Consider the following 26,519-nt stretch of genomic DNA (forward strand, 5'->3'; position numbering starts at 1 on the left):
ATGTTTCCGCCCGTAACAACCGATATAGGACGTTTCCGAAAGGGCCGGGGTCGCCAGGGCGATCCGCCCGGCGACCGTTCCCGCCCGCCCGGCTGCGCGGCGTCACGTTCCTGTAGCCAGCGCGGCACCTGGCGACCGGGGTTCGCCCTGCGACGCCCGCGGGCCATGGTCGCAAGCCGAGGAACGGCAGGCGCCGCGACTGGCGTGGTCGCACAGGGCCGGTGGCAGCGGACGCGGCAACCGATTCACTGCATGGGCAAACGGACCGCACCCGGCCGAAAGCCATTCCTCGACGTGCCTCGCCTCTTCACTCCGCCACCCTGCCCTCGACCCGCCGCAACCGCGCCATGCTGTACACATCCACGAAGCGCCCATCCCGCACCGCGTAGTCGCGCATCTCCCCCTCCGTCTCGAAGCCGAACCTGCGATACAGCGCCAGCGCCGGGGCATTGTCGGTGTAGACGGTGAGTTCGAGGCGGCGCAGGTTCATCCAGTTGTCGGCGATGTCCAGCAGTTCGCCGAGCAGGCGGCTGCCGACGCCCTTGCCCTGCCAGGCGACGGCGACGCCCATGCCGATGCTGCCGCTGTGGCTGCGGCGGATGCGCGGGTGCCGTTCGAGGCTGGCGCTGCCGATGACGTCGCCCTGGTGCAGGGCGACGAGGATCAGCAGGCGGTCGTCGTCCGCGCTGCCCTGCAACTGCCTGCGGCGCTGCTCCACCGACTGGTAGGGCATCTGCAGGACCTGGCGGGCCACGGCGGGGTCGTTGTACAGGGCGGTGAGGCCTTCCACGTGGCGTTCGCTGTAGCGTTCGAGGCGGATCGTCGGCGATTCGGCGGTCATTGCGGTCGTCCCTGGCTGTCTGGCCGTCCAGCATAAGCGTCTGCGCCGGGCCCGACCAGCCGGTCGGAGATCGCGCTTTCCCTGTCGCGCGGCTCTGGCTAAGCTCGGCGTTCGAACCACGAAAGGACGCCAGCATGGTCCAGAGTGCCCCAGCCAGCGAAATCGCCGCCCTCATCCTGCGCGGTTTCGACGCTTACCGAGAGCAGTTCCGCGAGATCACCGACGGCGCCCGGGCCCGCTTCGAGCAGGCGCAATGGCAGGAAGCGCAGCGCGCTTCGGCGCAGCGGATCAACCTCTACGAGGAAAAGGTCGCCGAAACGGTGGCCGGGCTGCGCGCGGGGCTGGCCGACAGCGAGCTGCTGGACGTGGAGCGCTGGCCGATCATCAAGAGCGCCTACATCGCACAGATCGACCTGCGGCTGGACGACGAGCTGGCCGAGACCTGGTTCAACTCGATCTTCTGCGGGCTGTTCAGCCACGACAACATCAGCGACGGCACGATGTTCGTGCATACCACCCGGCCCTCGCTGCGCGCCCACGCCCGCGCGCCCTACACCCGCACCTACCGGCCGGGCGGCGACCTGCGCCAGGCGCTGGAGAAGATCTTCGACGACTACCGCTTCGACGTGCCCTACGACGACCGCGAGCGCGACCTCGAACGGATCGACGCGCTGCTGCACAGCAACCTGCCGGACTGGGTGTGCAAGGACCCGGACCTGGCCATCGAGCTGATCGGCTCGGTGTTCTACCGCAACAAGGGCGCCTACCTGGTGGGCCGCCTGTTCACCCCGGACGAACAGTGGCCGCTGGTGTTCCCGCTGCTGCACCGCGAGGGCCACGGCATCCAGTTCGACACGGTGATCACCGACGAGGCGGAAGTCTCGATCATCTTCTCCTTCACCCGCTCCTACTTCATGGTCGACGTGCCGGTGCCGGCCGAGCTGGTGGCCTTCCTCAAGCGCCTGCTGCCGGGCAAGCACCTGGCCGAGCTGTACACCTCGATCGGCTTCTACAAGCAGGGCAAGAGCGAGTTCTACCGCGCGCTGATCAACCACCTGGCGACCACCGACGACCGCTTCGTCATGGCCCCCGGGGTACGCGGGATGGTGATGAGCGTGTTCACCCTGCCCGGCTTCAACACGGTGTTCAAGATCATCAAGGACCGCTTCAACCCGTCGAAGAGCGTCGACCACGCCACGGTGATCCAGAAGTACCAGTTGGTGAAGAACCACGACCGGGTCGGGCGCCTGGCCGACACCCAGCAGTTCGCCGACTTCCGCTTCCCGGTGAGCAAGTTCGAGCCGGAATGCCTGGCCGAGCTGCTGGAAGTGGCGCCGTCGACGGTGGTGGTGGAAGGCGACGTGGTGCTGATCCGCCACTGCTGGACCGAGCGGCGCATGACCCCGCTGAACATCTACCTGGAGAACGCCAGCGAGGCGCAGACCCGCGAGGCGCTGAACGACTACGGGCTGGCGATCAAGCAACTGGCGGCGGCGAACATCTTCCCCGGCGACATGCTGCTGAAGAACTTCGGCGTGACCCGCCACGGCCGGGTGGTGTTCTACGACTACGACGAGATCTGCTACCTCACCGAGGTGAACTTCCGCTACATCCCCGAGCCGCGCTTCCCCGAGGACGAGATGTCGTCCGAGCCCTGGTATTCGGTGGGGCCCAACGACGTGTTCCCGGAGGAATTCCCGCGCTTCCTGTTCGTCGACCTCGACCAGCGCCGGCTGTTCGCCAAGCTGCACGGCAACCTCTACGACGCCAAATACTGGCAGGGCCTCCAGCAGCAGATCCGCGAGGGCAAGGTGATCGACGTGTTTCCCTATCGGCGGCAGGAGACGCCCGAGCAGTTGCTCAAGTAGCCCGAACCAGCCGCACGCGCCTAGACCAACTGCGCCCCCAGCGCCCGCACCACCCGCTGCAACTCCGCCTGTCCACCGGTGGCGACGCGCAGGCCGGTGATCTCGCGGCGCGGCGGGTAGTGTTTGCGCAGGGCATCAAAGGCGGCGCGGCGGGTGGCGCTGTCGCCGGTCAGGCTGCGGCGGAAGGCGGCGTCGTCGCTGCGCGGGTCGTACACTGCGCGGCACAGCGTGGCCAGGGCCCAGGCCGGGTCGCAGCCGGGGTTGAGCTGCAGGCCGGCGAGCCAGGTTTCCGGCAGCACGTCTTGCAGGCTCACGCGTTCGGCGATGCCGCGCCAGGCGCAGTAAGCCTGGTAGATCTGCGCGGTGCCGCGCAGCTTGCCTTCCAGGCTGTAGCCGGCGATGTGCGGAGTGGCGATCAGGCAGCGCGCGGCCAGTTCGGGGTCGGCCTGCGGTTCGCCTTCCCAGACGTCCAGCGCCACTTCCAGGTCGGCGCCGCCTTCGAGCAGGCGGCGCAAGGCCTGGTTGTCGACCACCGCGCCACGGCTGGCGTTGACCAGCCAGGTGCCGGGACGCAGGGCGGCCAGGCGGGGTTCATCCAGCAGGTGGCGGGTCGGGTGTTCGCCGTCGCGGTTCAGCGGGGTGTGCAGGCTGATCACGTCGGCCTCGGCCAGCAGCCGTTCCAGCGAGACGAATTCGCCGTCCGGCTCGCGCGCCTGGCGCGGCGGATCGCAGACCAGCACCTTCCAGCCCAGCCCGCGCAGCACCTCCACCAGCCGCCCGCCGACCTGCCCGGCGCCGACCACGCCATAGGTGCGTTCGGCCAGGTCGGCGCCGCGCACCTCGGCCATCGCCAGCAGGCAGCCGAGCACGTAGTCCACCACCCCGCGGGCGTTGCAGCCGGGCGCGCTGGACCAGGCGATGCCGGCCTCGGCGAAGTAGTCGAGGTCGAGGTGGTCGGTGCCGATGGTGCAGGTGCCAACGAAGCGTACCGGCGAGCCGGCCAGCGCCGCGCGGCTGACCTCGGTGACCGAACGCACCAGCAGCACGTCGACCTCGGCCAGCGCCGCGCGGTCGATGGCGCGCCCGGGCAGGCGGCGAATGGAGCCCTGGTCGGCGAAGAAGGCGTCGACCAGGGGAATGTTTTCATCGGCGAGAATACGCATGCAGACCTCCGCGAACGAGGCTGCACACTCTAGCAGGGCGGAGGCTCGCGGTGTTGCCGAACGGCTCGCGAGACGGACCTGCCAGCGCCATGCGCAAGCCTCGACGATCGCGTTTCTCCCAACCACGACCGCGAACGATGGCCCGCCACAAGGAACAGAACCGCGAATCGCCACCTCGACCAGACCCGTGACGACTTCGTCATGGGCGAAGGCGCCGGCCTCCTGGTCATCGAGGAACTGGTGGGCTGCGGCACCAGCGCCGACGCCTACCATATGACCGCCGGGCCGGAAGATGGCAGCGGCGCCCGCCAGGCCATGCAGCAGGCGCTGCGCCAGGCCGGCGTGGAAGCGGTCGCGGTGCAGTACCTGAATGCCCCCGCCACGCTCAACCTGGAAACTCCCGACGCAGACGCCGAGGGCCTCGACCTGGTGCGCGGCCAAGCCCGGCGGTGGCCGATGGAACATGCGCTATCCAATGGCTTCGGCTGCGGTGGGGTGAATGCCAGCGTATTGTTCCGGCGCCGGGTGTAGGACGGCCGGCCCCTCCACCAGCCGCTCGGAACCCGCTGGCGGGGGCATCGAGCGCAAGGAAACTCCCGGTGCCTGCCCGGCCAGCAGCGGGCCTCGAAGCCGCCCCGAAGGGATTCTGTTGCCGCAGCGAAACGCTGTGAATACACTGCCCGGCATGATCCGTCGCCTTCGCTTGCTCGTAGTCTTGCTGCTGACCGTCGCGCTTCCCCTCACCGGGATGGCGGGCATCGAGGCGCCGACCGAACCTTGCCCAATGCAGAGCATGGGGATGGAGCGGATGGCGGGCATGGATCAGGATTGCTGCCAGGACATGAGCAAGACGCCCCAGCACGGCAAGAAGGACTGTAAAAGCGGACAGGAATGCAAGAGCGGCAGTCTTTTGCAGGTCAATGTCCTGAAGCCCGCCACCCCCACCGCCATTTCCCACCGCGCTACGCGGCATTCCGACGTCGTGCTCGGCCAGGCTCCAGCCGACCCCTGGCGACCACCCTGCGCCTGATTCCTCTCTCGACCTGACCCCCGCCCGCGGCCTTGGCGGCTGCCGGGCGGCCCGCGCCCATGCGCTGGTTTTCTAGAGGAATTCTCGACGTGACCCATGTCCGACTCCTATCGGGCTGGCTGCTGCTCGCGCTGCTGCCCAGCCTGTCCGCGCAGGGTGCCGCCCTGTCGCTGGACGAAGCCTTGTTGCTGGCTGAACGCAACGCACCATCCCTGCTCGCACAAAGCGAGAAGCTATCTGCCGCGAAAAGCGCCGCCATCCCTGCCGGAGAACTTCCCGACCCCAGGCTGAGCCTGGGTGTGCAGAACGTTCCCATCGAGGGCGACGAGCGTTGGTCCACCCGGCGCGACAACATGTCCATGCAGGTGGTCGGCCTGACGCAGGAGATGACCAATGGCGACAAGCGCAAAGCCCGTATCGAGACAGCGCAGGCCGCCATCGAGCGCGCCGATGCCGAGGCGGGCGTGGAGCGCCTGAAGGTCCGTAATGCCTTGGCCCAGGCCTGGATCGGGGCCTACACACTGCAACGCAAGCTGGCAATGTTCGACGACTTCTACCACGAGAACCGTCTGCTCGAGGCGGCCGTCCGCGCGCGCCTGGCCGGTGGCGGCGCAAGCGCGGTGGACGGGGTAGCACCGCGCCAGGAGGCCGCCCTGCTGGATGAGCAGAAGGACGACCTGCTGCGCCAGGCTGCCCAGGCCCGTGCAGCGCTCAGGCGCTGGATCGGACAGGACGTGCCCCGGACCCTGAGCGGCGACTTCCCGCACTGGTCCATCGATGCTGCGCATTCGCTGCAGGCGCTGCACAGGCACCCGGAACTCGCCGCCTACGGACCGATGACCCGCGAGGCGGAAGCGCTGGTGCGCGAGGCCGTGGCGGAGAAGAAGCCGGACTGGAGCTGGGAAGTGGACTACCAGCGTCGCGGCCGCGACTTCGGCGACATGATGACGCTGCAGCTGAGCTTCGACCTGCCCCTGTTCAGCGGCACTCGCCAGGATCCGAAGATCGCCGCGCGACGTGCCCAGGTGCGCCAGCTGGAAGCCGAGCGCGAGGCCCTGGCACGCGAGCACGAGCAGCAACTGGCGGACGACCTGGCCGAACATCGCCGCCTGCAACGTGCCTTGGAGCGCAGCCAGGGCACTCTGGTGCCGCTGGCCGAGGAAAAGGTACGCCTGGCCACCGCGGGCTACCGCGCCGGCAAGCTCCAGCTCGACGAGGTGATCGGCGCCCGCCAGCAACTGGTGGCGGCAAGGCTCAGGCAGATTGACCTGCAAGGCGCCCTGGCACAGGTCGCGGCGCGCCTCCACTTCACTTACGAGGAGGGCCGCGCATGAGCCGTTTCCCCTGGAAAGCTTCGATCCTGTCAGGTCTCGTCCTGGTCGTAGGCGCCAGCGCCGGCTATTGGCTGGCGCGCCCCACCCAGGCGCCGGCAGCGGCACCGCCGCCGGGTACCGAACGCAAGCCGCTGTACTGGTACGACCCGATGGTCCCGCAGCAGCACTTCGATGCACCGGGCAAATCGCCCTTCATGGACATGCAGTTGGTGCCCAGATACGCCGACGATGCCAGTGCCGCCGACAGCGAGCCCGCAGTACGTATCGAGCCGGGCATTCAGCAGAATCTCGGCGTACGCCTGGCCGTCGTCACCCGCGACAAACTCGATCGCGCACTGCGGATCAGCGGCGTCCTGGCTTTCAACGATCGCGACGTGGCCGTGCTGCAAGCCCGTGCCGGCGGTTTCGTCGAGCGCACCTACGCCCGCGCGCCGGGCGATGTGGTGACCGCCGGAGCCCCGATAGCGGACGTGCTGGTACCCGAGTGGACGGCAGCGCAGGAGGAATTCGTCGCCTTGCGCCGCATGGGCGAGCCGGCACTGCTGGCAGCCGCCCGCCAACGACTGCTGCTGGCGGGCATGCCCGCTGAACTCGTGCGACAGATCGAGCGCAGCGGCGAGGTCCAGCCCTTGGCCACCCTGAGAGTGCCGATCGGTGGAGTGATCCGGGAGCTCGATGTACGCCCGGGCATGACCCTGGCGGCGGGCGCGTCCCTGGCCAGGATCAACGGCCTGGGGCACGTCTGGCTGGAAGCCGCCGTGCCGGAGGCGCAGGCCGCCGGCCTGCGTGTCGGCCAGGCGGTCACGGCGCGCCTGATGGCTTTTCCTGAGCGCCCGGTGGCCGGGACCCTGGCCAGTATCCTGCCGGAGAACGACCGGCAGAGTCGCACCCTGCGACTGCGCATCGAACTGCCCAATGCCGATGGCCAGTTGCGCCCGGGCATGACGACAGAGGTCAGCCTCGATCTTGCCGGTCAGGACGCCGTGCTGCAGATTCCCAGCGAAGCGGTCATCCGTACCGGGAAGCGCAACCTGGTGATGCTGGCGGAAGGCAAGGAGCGGTTTCGTCCGGTCGAGGTTCGACTCGGCCAGGAGAACGGCAGCCATGTGGCCGTTCTGCAGGGCTTGCAGGAAGGCCAGCGGGTGGTCGCTTCCGGGCAGTTCCTGATCGATTCGGATGCCAGCCTCAAGGGCATCGAGGCCCGCACGGCCGACGAACCCGTCGCGCCGATGCGGATGCCGCCCGTTCACGAGGCGGACGGCCGCATCGTGGAGATCTCCGCGCAAGGCTTGACCATCGACCACGGCCCGTTCCACACCCTGGGCATGTCCGGCATGACCATGACCTTCCCTCTCGCTCGCCCCGGTCTGGCGGCAGGCCTGAAGCCCGGCGACCGCGTTCGCTTCGGCGTCAGCCAGGGCGATGCCGGACTGGTCATCGAACAGATCGGCAAGCAGGAGCCGCAGCCATGATCGCCAAGCTCATCCGCTGGTCGGTGGCCAACCGTTTCCTGGTACTGCTGGCCACGCTGTTCATCGTTGCCTGGGGGGTGTGGTCGCTGCGCAGCACGCCGCTCGATGCGCTGCCGGATATCTCCGACGTGCAGGTGATCATCCGTACCAGCTACCCAGGGCAGGCGCCGCAGATCGTCGAGAACCAGGTCACCTATCCGCTGGCCACCACCATGCTGTCGGTGCCGGGTGCGAAGACCGTCCGCGGCTTTTCCTCGTTCGGCGACAGCTTCGTCTACGTGCTGTTCGAGGACGGAACCGACCTCTACTGGGCTCGCTCCCGAGTGCTGGAGTACCTGAACCAGGTGCAATCGCGCCTGCCGTCAACGGCGAAGGCCGCCCTGGGGCCGGACGCCACCGGGGTCGGCTGGATCTACCAGTACGCCTTGCTGGATCGCAGCGGCCGGCATGATCTGGCACAGCTCCGCGCCCTGCAGGACTGGTTCCTCAAGTACGAGCTGAAGACCGTGCCGGACGTGGCCGAAGTCGCCACCGTCGGCGGCATGGTCAAACAGTACCAGGTAGTGCTCGACCCGGTGCGCCTCGCCAGCCTGGGTATCACCCAGGGCCAGGTGATCGAGGCTATCGGCAAGGCCAACCAGGAAGCCGGTGGCGGCGTACTCGAACTCGGCGAGGCGGAGTTCATGGTGCGTGCCTCGGGTTACCTGGAGACGTTAGCGGACTTCCGCGCGATTCCCTTGCGCCTGGCGGCCAACGGCAGCCCGGTGACTCTCGGCGACGTCGCCAGCATCCAGCTCGGCCCGGAGGTACGTCGGGGCATCGGTGAGCTGGACGGTGAAGGCGAGGCGGTGGGCGGGGTGATAGTGCTGCGCAGTGGCAAGAACGCTCGCCAAGCCATTGCCCATGTGAAAGCGAAGCTGGAGACGCTGAAGAAGAGCCTGCCCGAGGGAGTGGAGATCGTCACCACCTACGACCGCAGCCAACTGATCGATCGTGCGGTGAGCAACCTCAGCCACAAGCTGATCGAGGAGTTCATCGTCGTCGCGCTGGTCTGTGCCGCGTTCCTCTGGCACCTGCGCTCCTCGCTGGTGGCCATCGTCTCGCTGCCGGTGGGGGTGCTCATCGCGCTGATCGTGATGCGCCACCAGGGGATCAACGCCAACATCATGTCCCTGGGCGGCATCGCCATCGCCATCGGCGCGATGGTCGATGCTGCGGTGGTGATGATCGAGAACGCGCACAAGCGAGTCGAGGCCTGGCAGGAGAAGCACCCTGGCATGCCACTGGTTGGCGAACAGCGCTGGAAAGTGATGACCGAGGCCGCGACGGAGGTCGGCCCGGCACTGTTCTTCAGCCTGCTGATCATCACCCTGTCGTTCATTCCGGTATTTACCCTGCAGGCGCAGGAGGGACGCCTGTTCGGCCCGCTGGCATTCACCAAGACCTATGCGATGGCCGGCGCCGCCGCGCTCTCCGTGACCCTGGTGCCGGTACTGATGGGGTACTGGATCCGCGGACGCTTGCCCTCGGAGCAGCGCAACCCGCTCAATCGCTGGCTGATCCGGCTCTACCAGCCGGCGCTGGATGCCGTGCTGCGTCGCCCACGCACGACCCTGGCGACAGCGGCGCTGGTCTTCCTCTCCGGACTGTGGCCCCTCGCCCACCTGGGCGGGGAATTCCTGCCGCCACTGGACGAGGGCGACCTGCTGTACATGCCCTCGGCCCTGCCGGGCCTCTCGGCGCAAAAGGCTTCGGAGCTGCTGCAGAGCACCGACCGCCTGATCAGGAGCGTGCCGGAAGTGGCTTCGGTGTTCGGCAAGGCCGGCCGCGCCGAGTCGGCCACCGACCCGGCGCCATTGGAGATGTTCGAGACGACCATTCGCTTCAAGCCAGAGGAGCAATGGCGACCTGGCATGACCAGTGAAAAGCTGGTGGAGGAACTGGACCGCGTGGTGAAGGTACCGGGCCTGACCAATATATGGATTCCGCCGATACGCAATCGCATCGACATGCTCGCCACCGGCGTCAAGAGCCCCATCGGGATCAAGGTCGCCGGTACCGACCTGGCCGAGATCGACCAGGCCACCCAGGCCGTGGAGCGGGTAGCCAGGGGCATCGCGGGGGTGAGTTCGGCCCTGGCCGAACGCCTCGTCGGCGGCCGCTATATCGATGTCGACATCGACCGCCAGGCAGCCGCCCGCTATGGCATGAACATCGCCGATGTGCAGACCATCGTCAGCAGTGCCATCGGCGGCGAGAACGTTGGCGAAACAGTGGAAGGGCTCGCCCGCTACCCCATCAATGTGCGTTATCCACGCGAGTGGCGCGACTCGGTCGAGGCTCTGCGACAATTGCCGATCTACACCGCCCAGGGTGGGCAGATCACCCTGGGCAGCGTGGCCCGGGTGCGCATCAGCGAAGGTCCGCCGATGCTCAAGAGCGAGAACGCCCGGCTTTCCGGCTGGGTCTACGTGGACGTGCGCGGTCGCGACCTGGCTTCGGTGGTGGCGGAACTGCGCCAGGCAGTGGATCGCGAGGTGCGGCTGGCACCGGGCATGAGCCTGAGCTACTCCGGGCAGTTCGAATACCTGGAGCGCGCCAACGCCCGCCTCGAACTGGTGGTGCCGGCGACCCTGGCGATCATCTTCGTCCTGCTCTACCTCACTTTCGGTCGTTTCGACGAGGCCCTGCTGATCATGGCCACTTTGCCCTTGGCCCTCACCGGCGGGGTGTGGCTGCTGTACCTGATGGGCTTCAACCTGTCGGTGGCGACCGGAGTCGGTTTCATCGCCCTGGCCGGGGTCGCGGCGGAGTTCGGCGTAATCATGCTGGTCTACCTGAAGAACGCCTGGTCCGTACGCCCGGACGGCGGCGGTCCTGGCGAATTGCTGGCGGCCATACGCGAGGGCGCGGTCCAGCGCGTACGCCCCAAGGCCATGACCGTCGCCGTGATCGTCGCCGGCCTGTTGCCGATCCTCTGGAGCGGCGGCACCGGTAGCGAGGTGATGAGCCGCATCGCCGCCCCCATGGTCGGCGGCATGCTCACCGCCCCGCTGCTTTCGCTATTCGTCATCCCCGCCGCCTACTGGCTGATGCGTCGTCGTCAGCCCGGCGAGATAGCCCAACCCCACCCAGGAGAAATTGCATGAACGCTTCCTTCATCGCTCTTGGCGCCCTGCTATTCGCCCTGTCCTTCCCCGCGTTCTCCGAAAGCATGCCCGACACGCGGATGGACGGCGCGAAAAGCTACCAGACCGCCCGTGCCGAGGGCACCATCAAGGCGATCGACCCGGAGCGCCACACGGTCACGCTCGCCCATGGTCCCGTCCTCGCGTTGCAATGGCCGCCAATGACCATGGGGTTCAAGACCTCCGACGAGCAACTCGAGGGTCTGCGGGTCGGGGACAGGGTGGAGTTCGAGTTCCGCAGTGAAGGAGGCTCGTCGCGGATCCTGAGTATCCGCAAGAAGTAACTCCCGAGCGCGCGTACGTCCCGTCGGCCGGTTCGGTCGACGGGGCCCTCCCTCGATAGCTGACTGCCGGCCGGGAGGAAGTTGCCCAAGATAGCCATCGTCGAACCGCAGGCGCGTGAGCGGCTGATGCCCAACAATCGCGAAACCCGGTTTCGCACGGCAGCCACCTGCCCTATCCTCCCCCCGCCACAACCCCAGGAGGCTCCATGCCGGTTTCGTTACCCTTCGAGCAAGTCGATGTCTTCTCCGAACAGCCCTTCAAAGGCAACGCCGTTGCCGTGGTGATCGGCGCCGACCACTTGAGCAGCCAGCAGATGCTCGAGTTCGCCGCCTGGACCCAGTTGAGCGAGACGACCTTCCTGCTGCGGCCGAGATCGTCCAGGAATGCCTGGCGGGCCTGATCCGCATCCGCCGCAAGGGCGCCTTGCTGTCGTTCGCGGCGCCTCCCCTGCTCCGTGGCGGAGCGGTCGAAGACGAAGTGTTGCGACGGATCGAGAGCGGGCTTGGCCTGTCCCCGGGGCAGGTACTCGGCAGCCAATGGGTGGACAACGGACCCGGCTGGGTCGCCGTACGGCTGGCCACGCGTGACGAGGTCCTGGCCATTCGCCCGGACTACGCGCAGCTCGACGGGCTCAACGTGGGGGTGGTCGCGCCCTGGCAAGGTCCCCAGGCGGAGGCGGATGTGGAAGTGCGCGCCTTCATGGGCGAGGAACTCAATGAAGACCCCGTTACCGGCAGCCTCAACGCGAGCCTGGCGCAATGGCTGATCGGCACGGGAGTCATGCCCGGGCGCTACACGGCGAGCCAGGGCACGGCCTTGGGTCGCCGGGGGCGGATAAGCGTCGAGCAGATCGGCGGCGATATCTGGATCGGCGGTGAGGTACAGCCGGGCATGTCGGGGCAGGTCGTGTTCTGAGCGGGACGGCGTAACCTGCCCCTCCCCATTACCTGGCCGGCATGGAGCGGCGTCCGGCATTGGGCAGAAATGCCTGCCCACGCGGATGACAACGAGGGCGCCTTCTCTCTGGAAGCATCCTCCCTGCCCACCGGGCCGCCCAGGCCCGGTGGCTCCGCCCTCCCCTCACCAATTGTGCGTATAGCTCGCCGTCAGCACCGTGCCCGGCGCCGGCAGGTGGCTGGTGTTGTTGTTGTTGCGCAGCAGTTGGCTGTAGAGCGGGTAGTAGTCGCGGTTGAACAGGTTCTGGATGCCCAGGCTCAACTGGTCGTCGGGGGTGATGCGGTACTGGCTGACCAGGTCGACCGTGGTATAGGTGCTGACCTGGCGGCGGCCGAAGCTTTCCACGCCGTCGAGACGGTAGTCCTTGGAGTCGAAGAAGGTGGCCTGCAGGCGGTTGTTCCAGTCGGCATCCGGCTTGTATTGCAGGTAGGCGGTCAGCTTCAGCGGCGGCACACGGTAGCCGGTCATGTCCTGCCAGTCCTTGCCGTCCGGCTTCTCGCGCCCGCGCATCCAGGTGGCGCTGCCGCCCGCGCCCCAGACTTCGTCGTCGCTGAGCCAGTCGGCGCTGGCCTCGACGCCGTAGATGCGTTCCTTGGTGCGGGTGAGGATCAGGCCGTTGTTGAAGCTCTGCACGTCGCCCAGCTTGGAGGTGGTGTAGAACAGCGCCAGGCTGCCCAGGGTATTGCCGCCGATGGCACCGCGCCAGCCGAGTTCGTAGTTGTTGGTCTTCACCGGTTCGAGGTTCGACGAGCCGATATCGAAGCCACGGCGGGCGTTGCGCAGCTGGATGCCGACGTCGGGCAGCTGGAAGCCCTGGCTGAAGGAGGCGTAGATCTCCTGGCCGGCCACCGGCGAATAGACGATGCCGAGGTTCGACAGCACCGCATCGTAGTCGAGGTCGCCGCCCTTGACGGTCACCGGCGAGGCGGCCTTGGACTCGGAGAGCGGGATGAAGTCGTCGAATTCGGCGGTGGAATATTCGTAGCGCAGGCCGCCGTCGATCGACCAGTGTTCGTCGAAGCGATGCTGCAACTGGGCGAACGCGCCGGCGCTGCGGGTGCGTAGCGGCGGCATGTAGGTGAGCTTGCCGATCTTGTCGAAGACCAGCCCGCCGCTGGCATCGTAGGCCGCCGGGTCGAACACGTCGAGCGGCATGTCGCTGCGTTCCTGGTTGTAGTCGCCGCCCCAGACCAGTTCGGTATTGCCGCTTTCGCCCAACGGCGTGCGCAGGGTCAGGCGGCTGCCGAACACTTCGCTGTTCTGCATGATCTGGTCGACGTTGCCGCCGCGAGTGGAGACGGCGCGGGCGTCGAACGGAGTGAAGCGGGTGAAATAGTCGCGGTAGTAGAGCTGCGCGGAAAGCCGGCTGCCGAGGATGTCGAGGTTCTCGTACTCGAGGTTCGCCAGGGTGTTGCGGATGCGGTTCTGCTCGTCCAGCTCCAGGCCCTTGATCGCGTTGGCCGGGACCGAGCCCGGCGGCAGTCTGGCGACCCTCGGGTCGGTGGCGTAGTCGGTGTCCTGGCGGGCGTCGTAGTGGCTGAGGGCGAGCTGCACGCGCTGGTTCTCGTCGATGCGCAGGCCGAGCTTGCCGCCGATGTTGTAGACGTTCGAGTCGAACAGGTCGCCCTGGCTGGGTTCCGGGGCGATACGGTCGCCATGGGCATCGTAGGAAGCGCCGACGTGGCGGGTACCGAAGTCGAACGAATAGTCCAGCGCCCCCAGGGAGCCGGCGAAGTACTGTTGGAACTGGCCGCCGAGGCCATCGCTGCCCAGGCGGGTCAGCGGCGAGGTGGCGCTGAGGCGGGTTTCCGCGCGGTTCTCGCCGCCGGCCGGACGCGTGGTGATGGAGATGATCCCGCCGGTGGCGCCGCTGCCGTAGATGGCGCTGCTGCCACGGATGACCTCGATCCGCTCGATCAGCGCCGGGTCGATGTTGGCCAGGTTGCGCGAGGAGTCGCGGTTGGTGTTCAGCGGCACGCCGTCGACCATCACCAGCATGCTGCGCCCGCGCAGGGTCTGGCCGTATTCGGTGATGGTGCGGCTGGAGTCGGACATCCCCGGCACCGCCTTGGCCAGCACGGTGGCCAGGCTGTCGGAGCCCTGGCGCAGCTCTTCGAGCTGGGCATGCTCGATGACGGTGGACTGGCGGGTGGCGGAAACCAGGTCGCTGCTGGTGCGCGAGGCGGTGATTTCCATCTGCTCCATGTCCAGCGGTTCGCTCTGGGCTTGCGGAACGGGCGCGGCGGCTTTGCGGGCTTCGCCGGCCGGTACGACGATGAAGGTATGTTCGTCCCTGGTCTGTGCCTGCAGGCCGCTGTCCCGGAGCAACTGGCGCAGCGCCTCCTCGGGGGTGTAACGACCCTTCAGCGCGGGCGCCTGGCGGCCGGCGCCGAGGTCGCCGGCGAAGAGGATCTGTACCGAGGACTGCTGCGCGAGGGCATTGATGGCCTGGCCGAGCGGTGCGGCGGGCAGGTCCATGTCGAGCTTTTCCTGGGCCTGGGCCGACACCGCGAGGAGCAGGCTGCTGGCGAGCAATGAGGGGCGCAGGTGGCGACTGCGGAGGGAAAAATGCACGTCTCGATTTCCTTTGCAGGTTGGCTTTTCCTGGATAGCCGCCACGGCGCGCGGGAAACCCTACCTGCGTCCGAGAATTATTTTCGCGTCGATTTGCGTTGGATCTCGACGCTGCCGTCTTCCTGCCGCGACACGGCCACGGGGAGGATGCTCGGCAGCAGGTCGAGCAGCAGATCGGCGTTGTGCGCGGCGAAGACGCCGGTCAGCCGGAGGGAGGCCAGGCTGGGGTCGTCCATGCGGATGGGCGCCTTGCGATAGTGGCGCAGCAGCGCGACGGCCTCGCCCAGCGGCGTGCGCTCGAAGACCAGGCGGTCGTCCTGCCAGGCCATCGCCGTGGCGGCATCGACCTTGGCCACCGGGGTCAGCTGCCCGCCGATCGAGTCGACCTGCTGTCCCGGCAGGAGCACCAGCGGCGCCTTCGCGGCGGCCATGTTGGCCACTTCCACCCGGCCACGGGCCAGGGTCACGCGGACATCGTCGTCCAGGCGGCGGACGTTGAACCGGGTACCGAGCACGCGGACCCGGATCGACCCCGCGGAGACCACGAAGGGCCGGTACAGCGCCGGCGACACCTCGAAGAGCGCCTGCCCCGAGCGCAGCTCGACCTGGCGGCTGAACGGGTGCCAGCTGACCTCGACCTGGCTGCCGCTGTCGAGCAGCAACTGGCTGCCATCGGCCAGGGTCACGTCGCGCCGCTCACCGATGGCGGTGACGAAGCGCTCGTGCTGATAGGCCGGGTCCAGCCAGGCCAGGGTGCCGACGGCCAGCGCCAGCAGCAGCGCGCCTCCTGCCGCCTTGGTCGCCTTGCGCGGTTTCGGCGTGGCGGGCGGCAGCGGAAACAGCTCCTTCAGCGCATCGCGATGGCGCTGCAGGGCTTCGTCCACGGGAGCCTGCCCGCCCGGCCTGGTGGGCTGGGTCATGCCTGTACCTCGCCACGCCCGAGGCGTTCCCGGCAGGCCGTCAATCCAAGGCGCAGGTGCTTTTCCACGGTCTTGATGGAAATGCCGAGCCGGGCGGCGACTTGCGCCTGGGGAATCTCGTGGATCTTGTGCATGACGAAAACGGCCTGGCAGCGAGGAGGAAGCGCGGCGATGGCCTCGACCAGCGCCTGGAACTCGCGCTCGGCCTCATGCCGGCCCACCGGGGTCGCCGCCGCGCAGGCGACCTCGGGAAGCTCGGCGACGGCTTCCACCCAGGCCGCGCGGCGGCGCTCGCTACGATAGCGGCTCACGGCGGTGTCGTGGGAGATTTTTCGCAGCAGCGCCAGGGGCGTGTGGACGTCGCCCTTCTCGTCACGCTCGAGCAACTGCACGCACACGTCGTGCACCACCTCGCGCGCCATGCCCCGGTCGCCGAAGCGCCGGCGAATGTGGTCGACCAGTTCCTCGTAGTGACGAACCAGTGTGGACAGCAAGGTCGGCTTGGCGGGATCGAACGGCACGATGCACCCAGGAAAGGAGCCGGGCTCCGGAGAATGGCGGTCGAGTGTAAATGAGAAACAGTCGCAGATGAAAGACCGGCCATCGCCAAGCCTGCCGATAATGGCTTAGCTTGCACGCACGGCGGCGTGGGCATGACCGGACGGCTGCGGCGAGCCAACGCCGCAACGGGCCGATGCCTGGGCGTCTGAGAGACGCTGCGGAAAAGTCTGGGAGAGGTGTCCCGCGTGTCCAGGGCGCGTTGTCCGGGGCTGCCATGGCTATTCGGCGGATTACCGCCAAGCGGTTGTCCGCTCTCCGGGGCCTGGTTTCAACAACGCGGGGTCGTTTGCCTGCGCGTAGCGGCGGTAGGGCGAATAACGCCACAGGCGTTATCCGCCGCTGCCACGGGTTTGCGGCGGATAACCGGCACGACCATGCCCACCCTTCCTGACCACCCCGTCAACCCGTAAACTAGCCGGTTCCCCTGCCCAGACAAGGACCGCCGTGAACAGCCCCGCCCTGCCCCTTTCCCGTGGCTTGCGCATCCGCGCCGAACTCAAGGAACTGCTGACCCTCGCCGCGCCGATCATGATCGCGCAGCTGGCGACCACCGCCATGGGCTTCGTCGACGCGGTGATGGCCGGCCGCGCCAGCCCGCATGACCTGGCGGCAGTGGCGCTGGGCAACTCGATCTGGATCCCGATGTTCCTGCTGATGACCGGCACCCTGCTCGCCACCACGGCCAAGGTCGCCCAGCGCTACGGCGCCGGCGACCAGCCCGGCACCGGGCCGCTGGTGCGCCAGGCGCTGTGGCTGGCGCTGCTGATCGGGCCGCTGTCGGGGGCGGTGCTGTGGTGGCTGTCGGAACCGATCCTCGGGCTGATGAAGGTGCGCCCGGAGCTGATCGGGCCGAGCCTGCTGTACCTCAAGGGGATCGCCCTGGGCTTCCCGGCGGCGGCGCTGTACCACGTGCTGCGCTGCTACACCAACGGCCTGGGGCGGACCCGGCCGAGCATGGTACTGGGCATCGGCGGGCTGCTGCTGAACATCCCGATCAACTATGCGCTGATCTATGGCCACTTCGGTATGCCGAAGATGGGCGGCCCGGGTTGCGGCTGGGCCACCGGCTCGGTGATGTGGTTCATGTTCCTCGGCATGCTGTTCTGGGTGAACAAGGCTTCCATCTACCGCGCCAGCCAGCTGTTCTCGCGCTGGGAGTGGCCGGATCGCGCGACCATCGGCCCGCTGGTGGCGGTCGGCCTGCCGATCGGCATCGCGGTGTTCGCCGAGTCGAGCATCTTCTCGGTGATCGCCCTGCTGATCGGCGGACTCGACGAGAACGTGGTGGCTGGCCACCAGATCGCCCTGAACTTCAGCGCGCTGGTGTTCATGATTCCCTATTCGCTGGGGATGGCGGTGACCGTACGGGTCGGCCACAACCTCGGCGCCGGCCTGCCGCGCGACGCGCGCTTCGCCGCCGGCGTGGGGATGGCCGCGGCGCTGGGCTACGCCTGCGTCTCGGCGAGCCTGATGCTGTTGCTGCGCGAGCAGATCGCCGCGATGTATTCGCCGGACCCGGCGGTGATCGCCATCGCCGCCTCGCTGATCGTGTTCTCCGCGCTGTTCCAGTTCTCCGACGCCCTGCAGGTCACCGCCGCCGGCGCCCTGCGCGGCTACCAGGACACCCGGGTGACGATGATCATGACCCTCTTCGCCTACTGGGGCATCGGCCTGCCGGTGGGCTACAGCCTCGGCCTCACCGACTGGTTCCAGGAACCCAGCGGACCGCGCGGCCTGTGGCAGGGCCTGGTGGTGGGCCTGACCGGCGCCGCGATCATGCTCTGCATCCGCCTGGCGCGCAGCGCGCGGCGCTTCATCCGCCAGCACGAGCGCCTGCAACGCGAGAACGCGGCGGCCGCCTCAGTCCTTGGCCGGTAGCGCCGGGGCGGGGCCGCGCGACTTGACGCTGAGGGTGGTGCCGACCGAGGCGAGGATGATCGCGCCGATGGCCAGCCATTGGGTCGGGCTCAGCCGCTCGCCGAGGAACAGCAACCCGGAGAGCGCGCCGAAAGCCGGCTCGATGCTCATCAGGGTGCCGAAGGTGCGCGCCGGCAGGCGGGTCAGCGCGACCATTTCCAGGGTGTAGGGCAAGGCCGTGGAGAGCACCGCGACGCCCAGCGCGAGCGGGATCAGCGCCGGGTCGAGGAGGTCGGCGCCGGCGTGGGCGACGCCGATCGGCACCACCAGGATGGCCGCCACCAGCACCCCCAGCGCGGCGCCCTGGGCGCCATGGTCGGCGCCGGCGCGCTGGCCGAAGAGAATGTACAGCGCCCAGCACACGCCGGCGCCGAGGGCGTAGGCGGCGCCGACCAGGTCGAGCGGCTCGGCGCTGTCGCCCAGCGGTAGCAACAGCCAGATGCCGAACACCGCCAGGCCGATCCAGAGGAAATCCAGCAGGCGCCGCGAGGAGAGGATCGCCACCAGCAGCGGCCCGGTGAACTCCAGGGCCACCGCGATGCCCAGCGGCACCGTGCGCACCGAAAGGTAGAACAGCAGGTTCATGCCGCCCAGGGCGATGCCGTAGACCACCACCGAACGCAGCGATTGCAGGCTCAGGCGCTTGCGCCAGGGGCGCAGGAACAGCAGCAGGATCAGCGCGGCGAAGAACAGCCGCAGGGCCGTGGTGCCCTGGGCGCCGACCAGGGGGAACATGCTTTTCGCCAGGGAGGCGCCGCTCTGGATCGAGGCCATGGCGATCAATAGCAGGCCGACCGGCAACAGCGTTCCGGCGAGGCCGCGGGAGGTGGAGGTCATGCAAGAGGTCCGGCAGTGGGAAGCAGCCCGATGGACTGCGGGAAACGGGATGTGCACTATAATGCGCAAAACCGCAACAGTGAGCAATATATTGCCCAACCCTACCGAACGCCCCAGCGTCCTCGAACATGTCTCCGGCAACGTCCGCCGCCTGCGCCTGCAAGCCGGCCTCAGCCAGGAAGCGCTGGCCCGCGCGGCCAGCGTCAGCCGGCGGATGCTGGTGGGCATCGAGAGCGGCGACGTCAATGTCAGCCTGTCGACCCTCGACCGCATCGCCGCCGCCCTCGGCGTGCTGTTCCCCGACCTGGTCCAGGCAGCGGCCACCGACCGCTCGCGGATCAACGCGGTGGCCTGGGTCGGCCGCCACCCGGAGAGCCGCGCCACCCTCCTGGCCAGCGCGCCGGCGCGCCGCGAGGTGGAACTCTGGGCCTGGTCGCTGGGGCCGGGCGAGCGCTACGTGTCGGAACCCGACGCCGCCGGCTGGCGGGAGATGGTGCTGGTCATCGAGGGCCGCCTGCGCCTGGAACTGGCCGACGGCGAGCGGTGCATCGCGGCCGGCGACTTCCATGCCTTCGCCAGCGACCAGCCGTACGCCTACGTCAACGACGGGGACGAGGTGGTGCGTTTCACCCGCAATGTGGTGAGCTAGGCTCTAGCGTCGAGCCAGCCTTCCAGAGGAAACCGCGATGAGCGCACGCGTACGACCCTTCCTGATGTTCCAGGGCGTCCAGGCCGAGACGGCCATGAACTTCTACCTGTCGCTGTTCGACGACGCCGAGATCCTCCAGATCCAGCGCTACGGCGCCGAGGGGCCGGGCCCGGAGGGCTCGGTGCTGAAGGCGCTGTTCCGCCTCGGCGACCAGAGCGTGCACTGCATCGACAGCCATGTGCGCCATGCCTTCGATTTCACCCCGGCGTTCTCGTTCTTCGTCGAGTGCGAGGGCGACGCGCAGATCGAACGCCTGGCCGCAGCCCTGGGCGACGGCGGCAAGGCCCTGATGCCGCTCGGCGACTACGGTTTCAGCCGGCGCTTCGCCTGGCTGGCCGACCGCTTCGGGGTGTCCTGGCAGCTCAACCTGGCCTGAGCCCGGCAGTTGTCGTCAGGCTTCCTGGAGGACTTCCTGGCACACATCGACCCACTGCGCGCCGACCAGCTCGGCCATCCGCCGCGGGGCGATGCGCACCGCGCTGTGCACCGCGCCGGCGGCCGGCAGCACTTCGTCGAAGGCTTGCAGCGAGACGTCGCAGTACACCGCCAGCGGCGTCGCCAGGCCGAACGGGCAGACTCCACCGACCGGGTGCCCGGTCAGCTCGACCACTTCCTCGGCGCCGAGCATCTTCGCCTTGCCGCCGAACGCGGCCTTGATCTTGCGGTTGTCCAGCCGCGCATCGCCGCGCGCCACCACCAGTACGGTGCGCTCGCCGACGCGCAGCGACAGGGTCTTGGCGATCCGCCCCGGCTCCACACCATGGGCCTCGGCGGCCAGGGCGACGGTGGCGGTGCTGGTCTCCAGCTCGATGATGCGCAGGTCCGGGGCTTTCTCGGCGAAGAACCGCCGGACGGATTCGAGGCTCATGGGGTGGGCTCCTTGGCGAAAACCCACGAACTTATGCAAGCGCGCCAAGGCTGTCCAGCGCCGCGCGCTCAGGCGAAGCGCACGCAGTAGATCGGCGGCAGGTTGGCCGAGAGCGGCTGCCAGTCCTCCCCGCCGTTCTCGCTGAGCCACAGGCCGCCGGTGGTCGAGCCCATGGCCAGGCGTTCGCCGCTGGGGTCGATGTCCAGGCCGTGGCGGTAGACCAGGTCGTAGGCCGGGCCCTCCGGCAGGCCACGGGCGAGGGTCTCGAAGCTGCGGCCGCCGTCGCGGGTGCGGGTGACCACGAAGCGGGCGTCCCTGGGGATTCGGCATTCGTCCTTGGTCGCCGGGACGAACCAGGCCGTGTCCGGCTGCCGAGGGTGCACGGCGACGGCGAAGCCGAAGCTGGACGGCTCGGCGACCACGCCCTGCCAATGCAGGCCGCCGTCGCGGGAACGGAAGATGCCGTTGTGGTGCTGTACCCAGAGGAACTCCGGGCGCGCCTGGCACTGCACCAGGCGGTGCGGGTCCTGGATCGCCGCCTCCTCGCTCTGCTCCGGCGGCATGTAGTCGGCGCGCATGCCTTTGGTGGTGCAGGTCCAGCTGCGGCCGTCGTCGTGGCTCTGCCAGACGCCGCCGCAGGACACCGCGACGGAGAGGTGGCGGCTGTCGCGCGGATCGACGCAGATGGAGTGGATGCCGGGATGGTCGTAGCCGCCGCCGAACCACTGGGCGCGTTCGGGTCGCTCCCACAGTTCGCGGTTGAGGCGCCAGCTGGCGCCACGGTCGTCGGAGCGGAACAGGCCGCCGGGGATGGTCCCGGCCCACAGCGTGCCGGGGCGGTCGGCGCCGCCTGGCTCGAGGATCCACAATTGCTGCAACGACCAGTGAGGTTCCGCCGCCTGCCCTGCGGCCGCTGGTGGCTGCGGCGGATAGACCGGCACCGCGCATTCCATCCAGTCCGTCGCGCCGGCGTCGCGACGCCACAGCTTGACGCCGAAATGGCCGAGGTTCAGCGCCGCGTAGAGCGCGCCGTCGCGCGGATCGGCGAGGAGCATGCTCACCGGTTCGCCGAGGAAGTGGCTGGCCATTGGCAGCCACCGGCCCGCCGCGTTGCGCTGCAGTTCGAACAGACCCTTGCGGGTGCCGACGTAGAGTCGCTCGCTCACCGGATGTCCTCCTCTGTCGTGCTCAACCGCCGCTCAACGCCTGCACCACGTAGACCTCGCTGTCGGCTTCGAGGCGGTCACCCAGGCCGCGGCGGTCGCGGACCTGCACGCCATCGACGAACAGCGCCACATGCCGGCGCAGGCCGCCCTGGTCGTCGAGCAGGTAGCCGCGCAGACGCGGTTCGCGGGCGAAGGCCGCCTGCAAGGCGGCGGCGACGCTGGCGGCGCTGACCTCCAGGGCAGGCATGGCGACATGCCGCTGGATGGCCGGGGCGAAGACGATACGGGGCATGCCGGGGCTCGCGGAAGTGGCTCTGCTGGAACAGTGTAGAAGCCCTGCAGGCCACGGCTGGCGCGGCCCGCCCAGCGGTCGGCAAGCTCCGCAGCGACGCTCGTCGGCCATCCCGGCCGCTCGGCGCGGGCCTCCTATACTGCCCCGGCCAGCGAAAAAACCGCCGTCACCTGTCGATCCGCCGGCCCGCCGTTCGACCAGTTCGGGAGGCGGGCCAGAACGGGCCGCATTGCGCAGAACAACAAGGAGAACGCAGATGAGATTCATGGTGATCGTCAAGGCCACCCAGGCTTCCGAAGCCGGCGAGATGCCCAGCGAGGAACTGCTCGCGGCGATGGGCCGCTACAACGAGGAACTGGTCAAGGCCGGGGTGATGCTCGCCGGCGAAGGCCTGCAGCCGAGCGCGAAAGGCGCGCGGGTGCGCTTTTCCGGGAGCACGCGGACAGTGATCGACGGCCCCTTCGCCGAAACCCGCGAGCTGATCGCCGGTTTCTGGATGTTCCAGGTGGCCTCCCTGGAAGAAGCCATCGAGTGGGTCAAGCGCTGCCCCAACCCGTTCGACGGCGAATCCGAGATCGAGATCCGCCAGGTCTTCGAGGCCGAGGACTTCGGCGAGGAGTTCACCCCGGAACTGCGCGAGCGCGAGGAGCGCCTGCGCGCCGAACTGGAAAAACGCAACTGAACCGCCCCGCACTCCGCCAAGAACGAGGAAAGCGCCATGCAAATCGTCCCCTACCTGATCTTCAACGGTAATTGCCGGGAGGCCTTCACCTGCTACCACCAGCACCTGGGCGGCACCCTGGAGGCCATGCTGCCGTTCGGCGACAGCCCCGAGTGCGGCGACATCCCGGCCGACTGGAAAGACAAGATCATGCACGCACGGCTGGTGGTCGGCAGCTTCGCCCTGATGGCCTCGGACAATCACCCGGCCTATCCCTACGAAGGCATCAAGGGCTGTTCCATCAGCCTCAACGTCGACAGCAAGGCCGAGGCCGAGCGCCTGTTCAATGCCCTCGCCGAGGGCGGCTCGGTGCAGATGCCGCTGGGCCCGACCTTCTGGGCGGCGAGCTTCGGCATGTTCACCGACCGCTTCGGCGTGGCCTGGATGGTCAACTGCGAGCAGGACCGGTAGCGTCCGCTACGCGGCCCGCCGCCAGGTAAATCGGCGGCGGGCCCGCGTTCCGCTGTGCGCGAGTCGCTATCGATAGACGCATTGCTGCGATAATTTAAGTTGCATTTTGAAACCAAAATTCCTAGCCTCCGATTTAGTTTCATATTGAAACCTTACGGAGCGCTTCGCATGCCATCCTCGCCATCCTCCCTCCCCTCCGCGCTGGTGCTGCTGTTCGCCATCGCCTGCGGTCTCAGCGTGGCCAACGTCTACTACGCCCAGCCGCTGCTGGACGCCCTCGGCGCCGAGTTCGCCATCGACCAGGCCGGGGTCGGCCTGCTGTTCGGCGCGACCCAGGCCGGTTGCGCCCTGGCCCTGCTGCTGGTGGTACCGCTGGGCGACCTGCTGGAGCGCCGCCGGCTGATGTTCGTGCAGCTCCTGCTGCTGGTGCTGCCGTTGCTGCTGGTGGGCTTCGCCGGCGACGCCCTTGGCCTGGCGCTTGGCCTGCTCGGACTGGGTCTGCTCGGCACCGCCATGACCCAGGGCCTGCTGGCCTACGCCGCGGCGCTGGCGGCGCCGGGCGAGCGCGGCCGGGTGGTCGGCGCGGCGCAGAGCGGCGTGGTCATCGGCCTGCTGCTGGCGCGCACGCTGGCCGGGCTGCTCGCCGACCTCGGCGGCTGGCGCAGTGTCTACCTGGTCTCGGCGACGGCCATGGCCGCGCTCGGCCTGCTGCTCTGGCGGGTGCTGCCGGCAGCGCCGGCGAACGCGCTGGGGCTGTCCTACCGGCAACTGCTCGGCTCGATGTTCGTCCTGCTGGCGAGCCAGCGCACGCTGCAGGTGCGCGGCCTGCTCGGGCTGCTGATGTTCGCCGCCTTCGGGGTGTTCTGGAGCAGCCTGGCGTTGCTGCTCAGCGCGCCGCCCCATGCGCTGTCGCACAGCGCCATCGGCGCCTTCGGCCTGGTCGGCGCGCTCGGCGCACTGGGCGCGGCGCGCGCCGGCAGCCTGGCCGACCGTGGCCACGCACAGCCGCTCAGCGGCGCCGCCCTGCTGCTGTTGCTGCTGTCCTGGCTGCCGCTGGGCCTCGGCGCGGACTCGCTGCTGGCGCTGGTGCTCGGCGTGCTGCTGCTCGACCTCGCCGGGCAGGCGATCCACGTGCTCAACCAGAGCCTGGTCTTCGCCATCGATCCACGCGCGCACAGCCGCCTGGTGGGTTGCTACATGCTGTTCTACGCCGCCGGCAGCGGCCTGGGCGCCAGCGCCGGCACGGCGATGTACGCCTGGGCCGGCTGGCACGGGGTGAGCCTGCTCGGCGCGGCGATCAGCCTGGTGGCGCTGCTGTTCTGGTGGCTCACCCGCGGCGAGGCGCCGGCGACCTGCGCCGACGCCGCCTGACGCGCCTCAGTCGAGCTCGCGCAGGCGTCGCTCGATGAAGCGTCGCTCCGGCTCCTGGCGCGCCAGGGCCAGCGCCGCGCGGTAGGCCTCGCGTGCCTCCTGGCGGCGGCCGAGCCGGCGGCAGAAGTCGGCGCGCGCCGAATGCGCCAGGTGGTAGCCATCCAGCTCGCCGCGCGCCAGCAGCGCGTCGACCACCGCCAGCCCGGCCTCGATGCCGTCGCGCATGGCCAGGGCCACGGCGCGGTTGAGCTCGATCACCGGCGATGGCGCCAGGCGCAGCAGCATGTCGTAGAGAGCGACGATCCGCACCCAGTCGGTGTCCTCGGCGCGCGGCGCGCGAGCGTGCACCGCGACGATCGCCGCCTGCAGGGTATAGGGACCGAAGCGGCGGCTGGCCAGGGCCCGCTCGACCAGGTCGAGGCCTTCGCCGATCAGTTCGCGGTTCCACAGCGCGCGGTCCTGCTCGTCGAGCCGCACCAGTTCGCCGCTGGCCGAGGTACGCGCCTGGCGCCGCGAGTCGTGCAGCAGCATCAGGGCGAGCAGGCCGAGGGCCTCCGGGTCCGGCAGCAGCTCGACCAGCAGGCGACCGACGCGGATCGCCTCGCCGCTGAGATCGGCGCGGGTCAGGCGCTCGCCGGCAGACGCCGAGTAGCCTTCGTTGAACACCAGGTAGATGACCTGCAGGACGTTGTCCAGGCGCCCGGGCAACTCGTCCAGGGCCGGTACCTGGTAGGGAATCCGGGCGTCGCGAATCTTGTTCTTCGCCCGCACGATGCGCTGGGCGATGGCGCTCGGCGCGGCGAGGAACGCGCGGGCGATCTCCTCGGTGCGCAGGTCGCAGACCTCGCGCAGGGTCAGCGCCACCTGGGCCTCGGCGGTCAGCGCCGGGTGGCAGCAGGTGAAGATCAGGCGCAACCGGTCGTCTTCCACCGCCTCGCCCTCCTCCGGCGGCGCTTCGCCCTGGTCTTCCAGCTGCTCGGCGAGCAGCCGCTGCGAGGCGTCGAAGCGCGAGCGCCGGCGCAGGTTGTCGATGGCCTTGAAGCGCCCGGCGGAAACCAGCCAGGCGCGCGGGTTGCGTGGGATACCGTCGCGCGGCCACTGCTCGACGGCAGCGATGAAGGCGTCGTGCAATGCCTCCTCGGCCAGTTCGAAATCGCCGAGCAGGCGGATCAGGGTCGCCAGCACGCGCCGCGACTCCTCGCGGTAGAGCGCATCGATGCGGCTGCGCAATGGCTCGCCGTGCGCCCTCAATGGCGACCCTCCGCGTGGCAGCAGGCGCTTCTCGACGCCTCGTCGTAGCGGTCGTGATGGCGCAGCCAGTCCATGATCTGCTCCTCGTTGCGGCCCCTGGGCGTGAGGTCGAGGAAGTTGTAGATGGTGAGCAGGATGTCCAGGCCGCGCGCGTAGGCCGAATAGGTGTGGAACACCTCGCCCGCCGGGTTGCGGTAGAACACGCTGGCGCCGGGCATTTCCTCGCCGGCATCGCGGCTCGGCTCATAGTTGTAGTCGACCGCGCCGGCGGCCAGCTGCGCCTTGTCGAAGGCCACGCCGAAATCGCGGTTGAAAGCGCTGCCGTGGGAGGAATACCAGGCGAAGCGCCAACCCATGCGTCGGCGGAATGCCTGGAACTCCTCCAGCGGCGCGCGCGATACCGCCACCAGGCTGACATCGTGGTGCGCCAGATGCTGGTTGGCGCCGTCGATGTGGTCGGCGAGGAACGAGCAGCCGACGCAGCCTTCGCTCCAGCCGGGACCGAACATGAAGTGGTAGACGATCAGTTGGCTGTTGCCGCCGAACAGCTCGGCCAGCGAACGCTCGCCGTGCTCGCCCTGGAAGCGGTAGTCCCGCTCCACCCGGACCCAGGGCAGTTGGCGGCGTTCGGCGGCGAGCTGGTCACGCAGCCGGGTCAGTTGCTTTTCCCGCGCCAGCAGGCGGCGGCGGGCATCCAGCCAGTCTTCCCGGCTGGTCACCGGGTGTTCCTGCAAGGAAAGGTTCATTGCCGATTCTCCACGGAAATTCCAGGTTTGCCGCCGG

Annotated in this window: 23 protein-coding genes and 2 pseudogenes; 14 read left to right on the forward strand and 11 right to left on the reverse strand. The window is 68.7% G+C overall.

The window, feature by feature from the left end:
- Positions 1-307: 307 nt before the first annotated feature.
- Positions 308-841, reverse strand: coding sequence for a GNAT family N-acetyltransferase (locus B7D75_RS18275; RefSeq protein WP_012076515.1), 534 nt, complete (start codon positions 839-841; stop codon positions 308-310).
- 134 nt (positions 842-975) lie between these two features.
- Between B7D75_RS18275 and aceK the strand changes: the two genes are divergently transcribed.
- The gene (aceK, locus tag B7D75_RS18280; RefSeq protein ID WP_012076516.1) at positions 976-2,709 is read left to right on the forward strand and encodes a bifunctional isocitrate dehydrogenase kinase/phosphatase; all 1,734 of its coding nucleotides are present in this window, start codon (positions 976-978) and stop codon (positions 2,707-2,709) included.
- Positions 2,710-2,729: 20 nt separating this feature from the next.
- Here the strand turns inward: aceK and pdxB are convergent, their stop codons facing one another.
- Positions 2,730-3,872 (reverse strand): 4-phosphoerythronate dehydrogenase PdxB, encoded by a 1,143-nt coding sequence (pdxB, locus tag B7D75_RS18285; protein WP_012076517.1) that lies wholly within the window; start codon positions 3,870-3,872, stop codon positions 2,730-2,732.
- Positions 3,873-4,034: 162 nt separating this feature from the next.
- Between pdxB and B7D75_RS18290 the strand changes: the two are divergent.
- The 7 genes and pseudogenes from B7D75_RS18290 to B7D75_RS18320 all read left to right on the forward strand — a co-directional run.
- A pseudogene (locus B7D75_RS18290) lies at positions 4,035-4,403 on the forward strand (beta-ketoacyl-ACP synthase II); the annotation flags it as partial.
- A gap of 154 nt (positions 4,404-4,557) precedes the next feature.
- Entirely contained in the window at positions 4,558-4,902 is a 345-nt protein-coding gene (locus tag B7D75_RS18295; RefSeq protein WP_003157470.1) for a hypothetical protein, read from the forward strand.
- 89 nt (positions 4,903-4,991) lie between these two features.
- Positions 4,992-6,236, forward strand: a complete 1,245-nt coding sequence (locus B7D75_RS18300; RefSeq protein WP_033998945.1) for a TolC family protein — start codon at positions 4,992-4,994, stop codon at positions 6,234-6,236.
- Positions 6,233-7,708, forward strand: coding sequence for an efflux RND transporter periplasmic adaptor subunit (locus tag B7D75_RS18305; protein ID WP_107114294.1), 1,476 nt, complete (start codon positions 6,233-6,235; stop codon positions 7,706-7,708). Before B7D75_RS18300 ends, B7D75_RS18305 begins: the two co-directional genes overlap by 4 nt.
- On the forward strand, positions 7,705-10,857 hold the full coding sequence (locus B7D75_RS18310) for an efflux RND transporter permease subunit (protein WP_107114295.1): 3,153 nt from the start codon (positions 7,705-7,707) through the stop codon (positions 10,855-10,857). Before B7D75_RS18305 ends, B7D75_RS18310 begins: the two co-directional genes overlap by 4 nt.
- The gene (locus B7D75_RS18315) at positions 10,854-11,180 is read left to right on the forward strand and encodes a copper-binding protein (protein ID WP_034079944.1); all 327 of its coding nucleotides are present in this window, start codon (positions 10,854-10,856) and stop codon (positions 11,178-11,180) included. The genes B7D75_RS18310 and B7D75_RS18315 overlap by 4 nt, the downstream gene beginning before the upstream one ends.
- 206 nt (positions 11,181-11,386) lie before the next feature.
- Positions 11,387-12,096 (forward strand): annotated as a pseudogene (locus B7D75_RS18320) (PhzF family phenazine biosynthesis protein).
- Positions 12,097-12,261: 165 nt separating this feature from the next.
- Here the strand turns inward: B7D75_RS18320 and B7D75_RS18325 are convergent.
- The 3 genes from B7D75_RS18325 to B7D75_RS18335 all read right to left on the reverse strand — a co-directional run bounded on the left by B7D75_RS18325 (position 12,262) and on the right by B7D75_RS18335 (position 16,153).
- Positions 12,262-14,712: a TonB-dependent siderophore receptor gene (locus B7D75_RS18325; RefSeq protein WP_034079947.1), complete on the reverse strand. Its 2,451-nt coding sequence runs from the start codon at positions 14,710-14,712 to the stop codon at positions 12,262-12,264.
- A 77-nt stretch (positions 14,713-14,789) separates the two neighbouring features.
- Positions 14,790-15,632 (reverse strand): FecR family protein, encoded by an 843-nt coding sequence (locus tag B7D75_RS18330; RefSeq protein ID WP_107114296.1) that lies wholly within the window; start codon positions 15,630-15,632, stop codon positions 14,790-14,792.
- Positions 15,629-16,153, reverse strand: coding sequence for an RNA polymerase sigma factor (locus tag B7D75_RS18335; RefSeq protein WP_003149613.1), 525 nt, complete (start codon positions 16,151-16,153; stop codon positions 15,629-15,631). The genes B7D75_RS18330 and B7D75_RS18335 overlap by 4 nt, the downstream gene beginning before the upstream one ends.
- Before the next feature lie 484 nt (positions 16,154-16,637).
- Between B7D75_RS18335 and pmpM the strand changes: the two genes are divergently transcribed.
- On the forward strand, positions 16,638-18,071 hold the full coding sequence (pmpM, locus tag B7D75_RS18340) for a proton-coupled multidrug efflux MATE transporter PmpM (RefSeq protein WP_053817465.1): 1,434 nt from the start codon (positions 16,638-16,640) through the stop codon (positions 18,069-18,071).
- On the opposite strand, the gene rhtA is transcribed toward pmpM, so the two are convergent.
- Positions 18,054-18,947 (reverse strand): threonine/homoserine exporter RhtA, encoded by an 894-nt coding sequence (gene rhtA / locus B7D75_RS18345; protein ID WP_012076528.1) that lies wholly within the window; start codon positions 18,945-18,947, stop codon positions 18,054-18,056. The two genes, pmpM and rhtA, sit on opposite strands and share 18 nt — an antisense overlap.
- On the opposite strand from rhtA, the gene B7D75_RS18350 reads away from it, so the two are divergent.
- Both B7D75_RS18350 and B7D75_RS18355 read left to right on the forward strand, forming a co-directional pair.
- A complete protein-coding gene (locus tag B7D75_RS18350; protein WP_074197512.1) occupies positions 18,946-19,596 on the forward strand; it encodes a helix-turn-helix domain-containing protein in 651 nt (216 codons plus the stop codon). The two genes, rhtA and B7D75_RS18350, sit on opposite strands and share 2 nt — an antisense overlap.
- A gap of 37 nt (positions 19,597-19,633) precedes the next feature.
- Entirely contained in the window at positions 19,634-20,032 is a 399-nt protein-coding gene (locus tag B7D75_RS18355; protein ID WP_053817466.1) for a VOC family protein, read from the forward strand.
- Between the two features lie 15 nt (positions 20,033-20,047).
- On the opposite strand, the gene B7D75_RS18360 is transcribed toward B7D75_RS18355, so the two are convergent.
- The 3 genes from B7D75_RS18360 to B7D75_RS18370 form a co-directional block, all read right to left on the reverse strand.
- Complete coding sequence (locus B7D75_RS18360) at positions 20,048-20,524, reverse strand: YbaK/EbsC family protein (protein WP_033998935.1); 477 nt, start codon at positions 20,522-20,524, stop codon at positions 20,048-20,050.
- Between the two features lie 68 nt (positions 20,525-20,592).
- Positions 20,593-21,690, reverse strand: coding sequence for a WD40/YVTN/BNR-like repeat-containing protein (locus tag B7D75_RS18365; protein WP_107114297.1), 1,098 nt, complete (start codon positions 21,688-21,690; stop codon positions 20,593-20,595).
- A 22-nt stretch (positions 21,691-21,712) separates the two neighbouring features.
- Positions 21,713-21,982 (reverse strand): MoaD/ThiS family protein, encoded by a 270-nt coding sequence (locus B7D75_RS18370; RefSeq protein WP_003157224.1) that lies wholly within the window; start codon positions 21,980-21,982, stop codon positions 21,713-21,715.
- A gap of 256 nt (positions 21,983-22,238) precedes the next feature.
- On the opposite strand from B7D75_RS18370, the gene B7D75_RS18375 reads away from it, so the two are divergent.
- The 3 genes from B7D75_RS18375 to B7D75_RS18385 all read left to right on the forward strand — a co-directional run bounded on the left by B7D75_RS18375 (position 22,239) and on the right by B7D75_RS18385 (position 24,485).
- On the forward strand, positions 22,239-22,664 hold the full coding sequence (locus B7D75_RS18375) for a YciI family protein (RefSeq protein WP_003157225.1): 426 nt from the start codon (positions 22,239-22,241) through the stop codon (positions 22,662-22,664).
- 36 nt (positions 22,665-22,700) lie between these two features.
- Complete coding sequence (locus B7D75_RS18380) at positions 22,701-23,114, forward strand: VOC family protein (protein ID WP_012076531.1); 414 nt, start codon at positions 22,701-22,703, stop codon at positions 23,112-23,114.
- Between the two features lie 168 nt (positions 23,115-23,282).
- Entirely contained in the window at positions 23,283-24,485 is a 1,203-nt protein-coding gene (locus tag B7D75_RS18385; protein WP_107114298.1) for an MFS transporter, read from the forward strand.
- 6 nt (positions 24,486-24,491) lie between these two features.
- On the opposite strand, the gene B7D75_RS18390 is transcribed toward B7D75_RS18385, so the two are convergent.
- Positions 24,492-25,715, reverse strand: a complete 1,224-nt coding sequence (locus B7D75_RS18390; protein ID WP_043100056.1) for an RNA polymerase sigma factor — start codon at positions 25,713-25,715, stop codon at positions 24,492-24,494.
- A gap of 17 nt (positions 25,716-25,732) precedes the next feature.
- Entirely contained in the window at positions 25,733-26,482 is a 750-nt protein-coding gene (locus tag B7D75_RS18395) for a DUF899 domain-containing protein (RefSeq protein WP_107114299.1), read from the reverse strand.
- Between the last annotated feature and the right edge of the window lie 37 nt (positions 26,483-26,519).

Source organism: Pseudomonas paraeruginosa (genome assembly GCF_003025345.2).
Classification (GTDB): domain Bacteria; phylum Pseudomonadota; class Gammaproteobacteria; order Pseudomonadales; family Pseudomonadaceae; genus Pseudomonas; species Pseudomonas paraeruginosa.

What these genes read in the sequence shown, in the direction of transcription:
- B7D75_RS18275 (WP_012076515.1), bottom strand. Translation starts at nt 841, where the DNA reads ATGACCGCCGAATCGCCGACGATCCGCCTCGAACGCTACAGCGAACGC.
- aceK (WP_012076516.1), top strand. Translation starts at nt 976, where the DNA reads ATGGTCCAGAGTGCCCCAGCCAGCGAAATCGCCGCCCTCATCCTGCGC.
- pdxB (WP_012076517.1), bottom strand. Translation starts at nt 3,872, where the DNA reads ATGCGTATTCTCGCCGATGAAAACATTCCCCTGGTCGACGCCTTCTTC.
- B7D75_RS18295 (WP_003157470.1), top strand. Translation starts at nt 4,558, where the DNA reads ATGATCCGTCGCCTTCGCTTGCTCGTAGTCTTGCTGCTGACCGTCGCG.
- B7D75_RS18305 (WP_107114294.1), top strand. Translation starts at nt 6,233, where the DNA reads ATGAGCCGTTTCCCCTGGAAAGCTTCGATCCTGTCAGGTCTCGTCCTG.
- B7D75_RS18310 (WP_107114295.1), top strand. Translation starts at nt 7,705, where the DNA reads ATGATCGCCAAGCTCATCCGCTGGTCGGTGGCCAACCGTTTCCTGGTA.
- B7D75_RS18315 (WP_034079944.1), top strand. Translation starts at nt 10,854, where the DNA reads ATGAACGCTTCCTTCATCGCTCTTGGCGCCCTGCTATTCGCCCTGTCC.
- B7D75_RS18330 (WP_107114296.1), bottom strand. Translation starts at nt 15,632, where the DNA reads ATGACCCAGCCCACCAGGCCGGGCGGGCAGGCTCCCGTGGACGAAGCC.
- B7D75_RS18350 (WP_074197512.1), top strand. Translation starts at nt 18,946, where the DNA reads ATGCAAGAGGTCCGGCAGTGGGAAGCAGCCCGATGGACTGCGGGAAAC.
- rhtA (WP_012076528.1), bottom strand. Translation starts at nt 18,947, where the DNA reads ATGACCTCCACCTCCCGCGGCCTCGCCGGAACGCTGTTGCCGGTCGGC.
- B7D75_RS18355 (WP_053817466.1), top strand. Translation starts at nt 19,634, where the DNA reads ATGAGCGCACGCGTACGACCCTTCCTGATGTTCCAGGGCGTCCAGGCC.
- B7D75_RS18360 (WP_033998935.1), bottom strand. Translation starts at nt 20,524, where the DNA reads ATGAGCCTCGAATCCGTCCGGCGGTTCTTCGCCGAGAAAGCCCCGGAC.
- B7D75_RS18370 (WP_003157224.1), bottom strand. Translation starts at nt 21,982, where the DNA reads ATGCCCCGTATCGTCTTCGCCCCGGCCATCCAGCGGCATGTCGCCATG.
- B7D75_RS18375 (WP_003157225.1), top strand. Translation starts at nt 22,239, where the DNA reads ATGAGATTCATGGTGATCGTCAAGGCCACCCAGGCTTCCGAAGCCGGC.
- B7D75_RS18380 (WP_012076531.1), top strand. Translation starts at nt 22,701, where the DNA reads ATGCAAATCGTCCCCTACCTGATCTTCAACGGTAATTGCCGGGAGGCC.
- B7D75_RS18385 (WP_107114298.1), top strand. Translation starts at nt 23,283, where the DNA reads ATGCCATCCTCGCCATCCTCCCTCCCCTCCGCGCTGGTGCTGCTGTTC.
- B7D75_RS18395 (WP_107114299.1), bottom strand. Translation starts at nt 26,482, where the DNA reads ATGAACCTTTCCTTGCAGGAACACCCGGTGACCAGCCGGGAAGACTGG.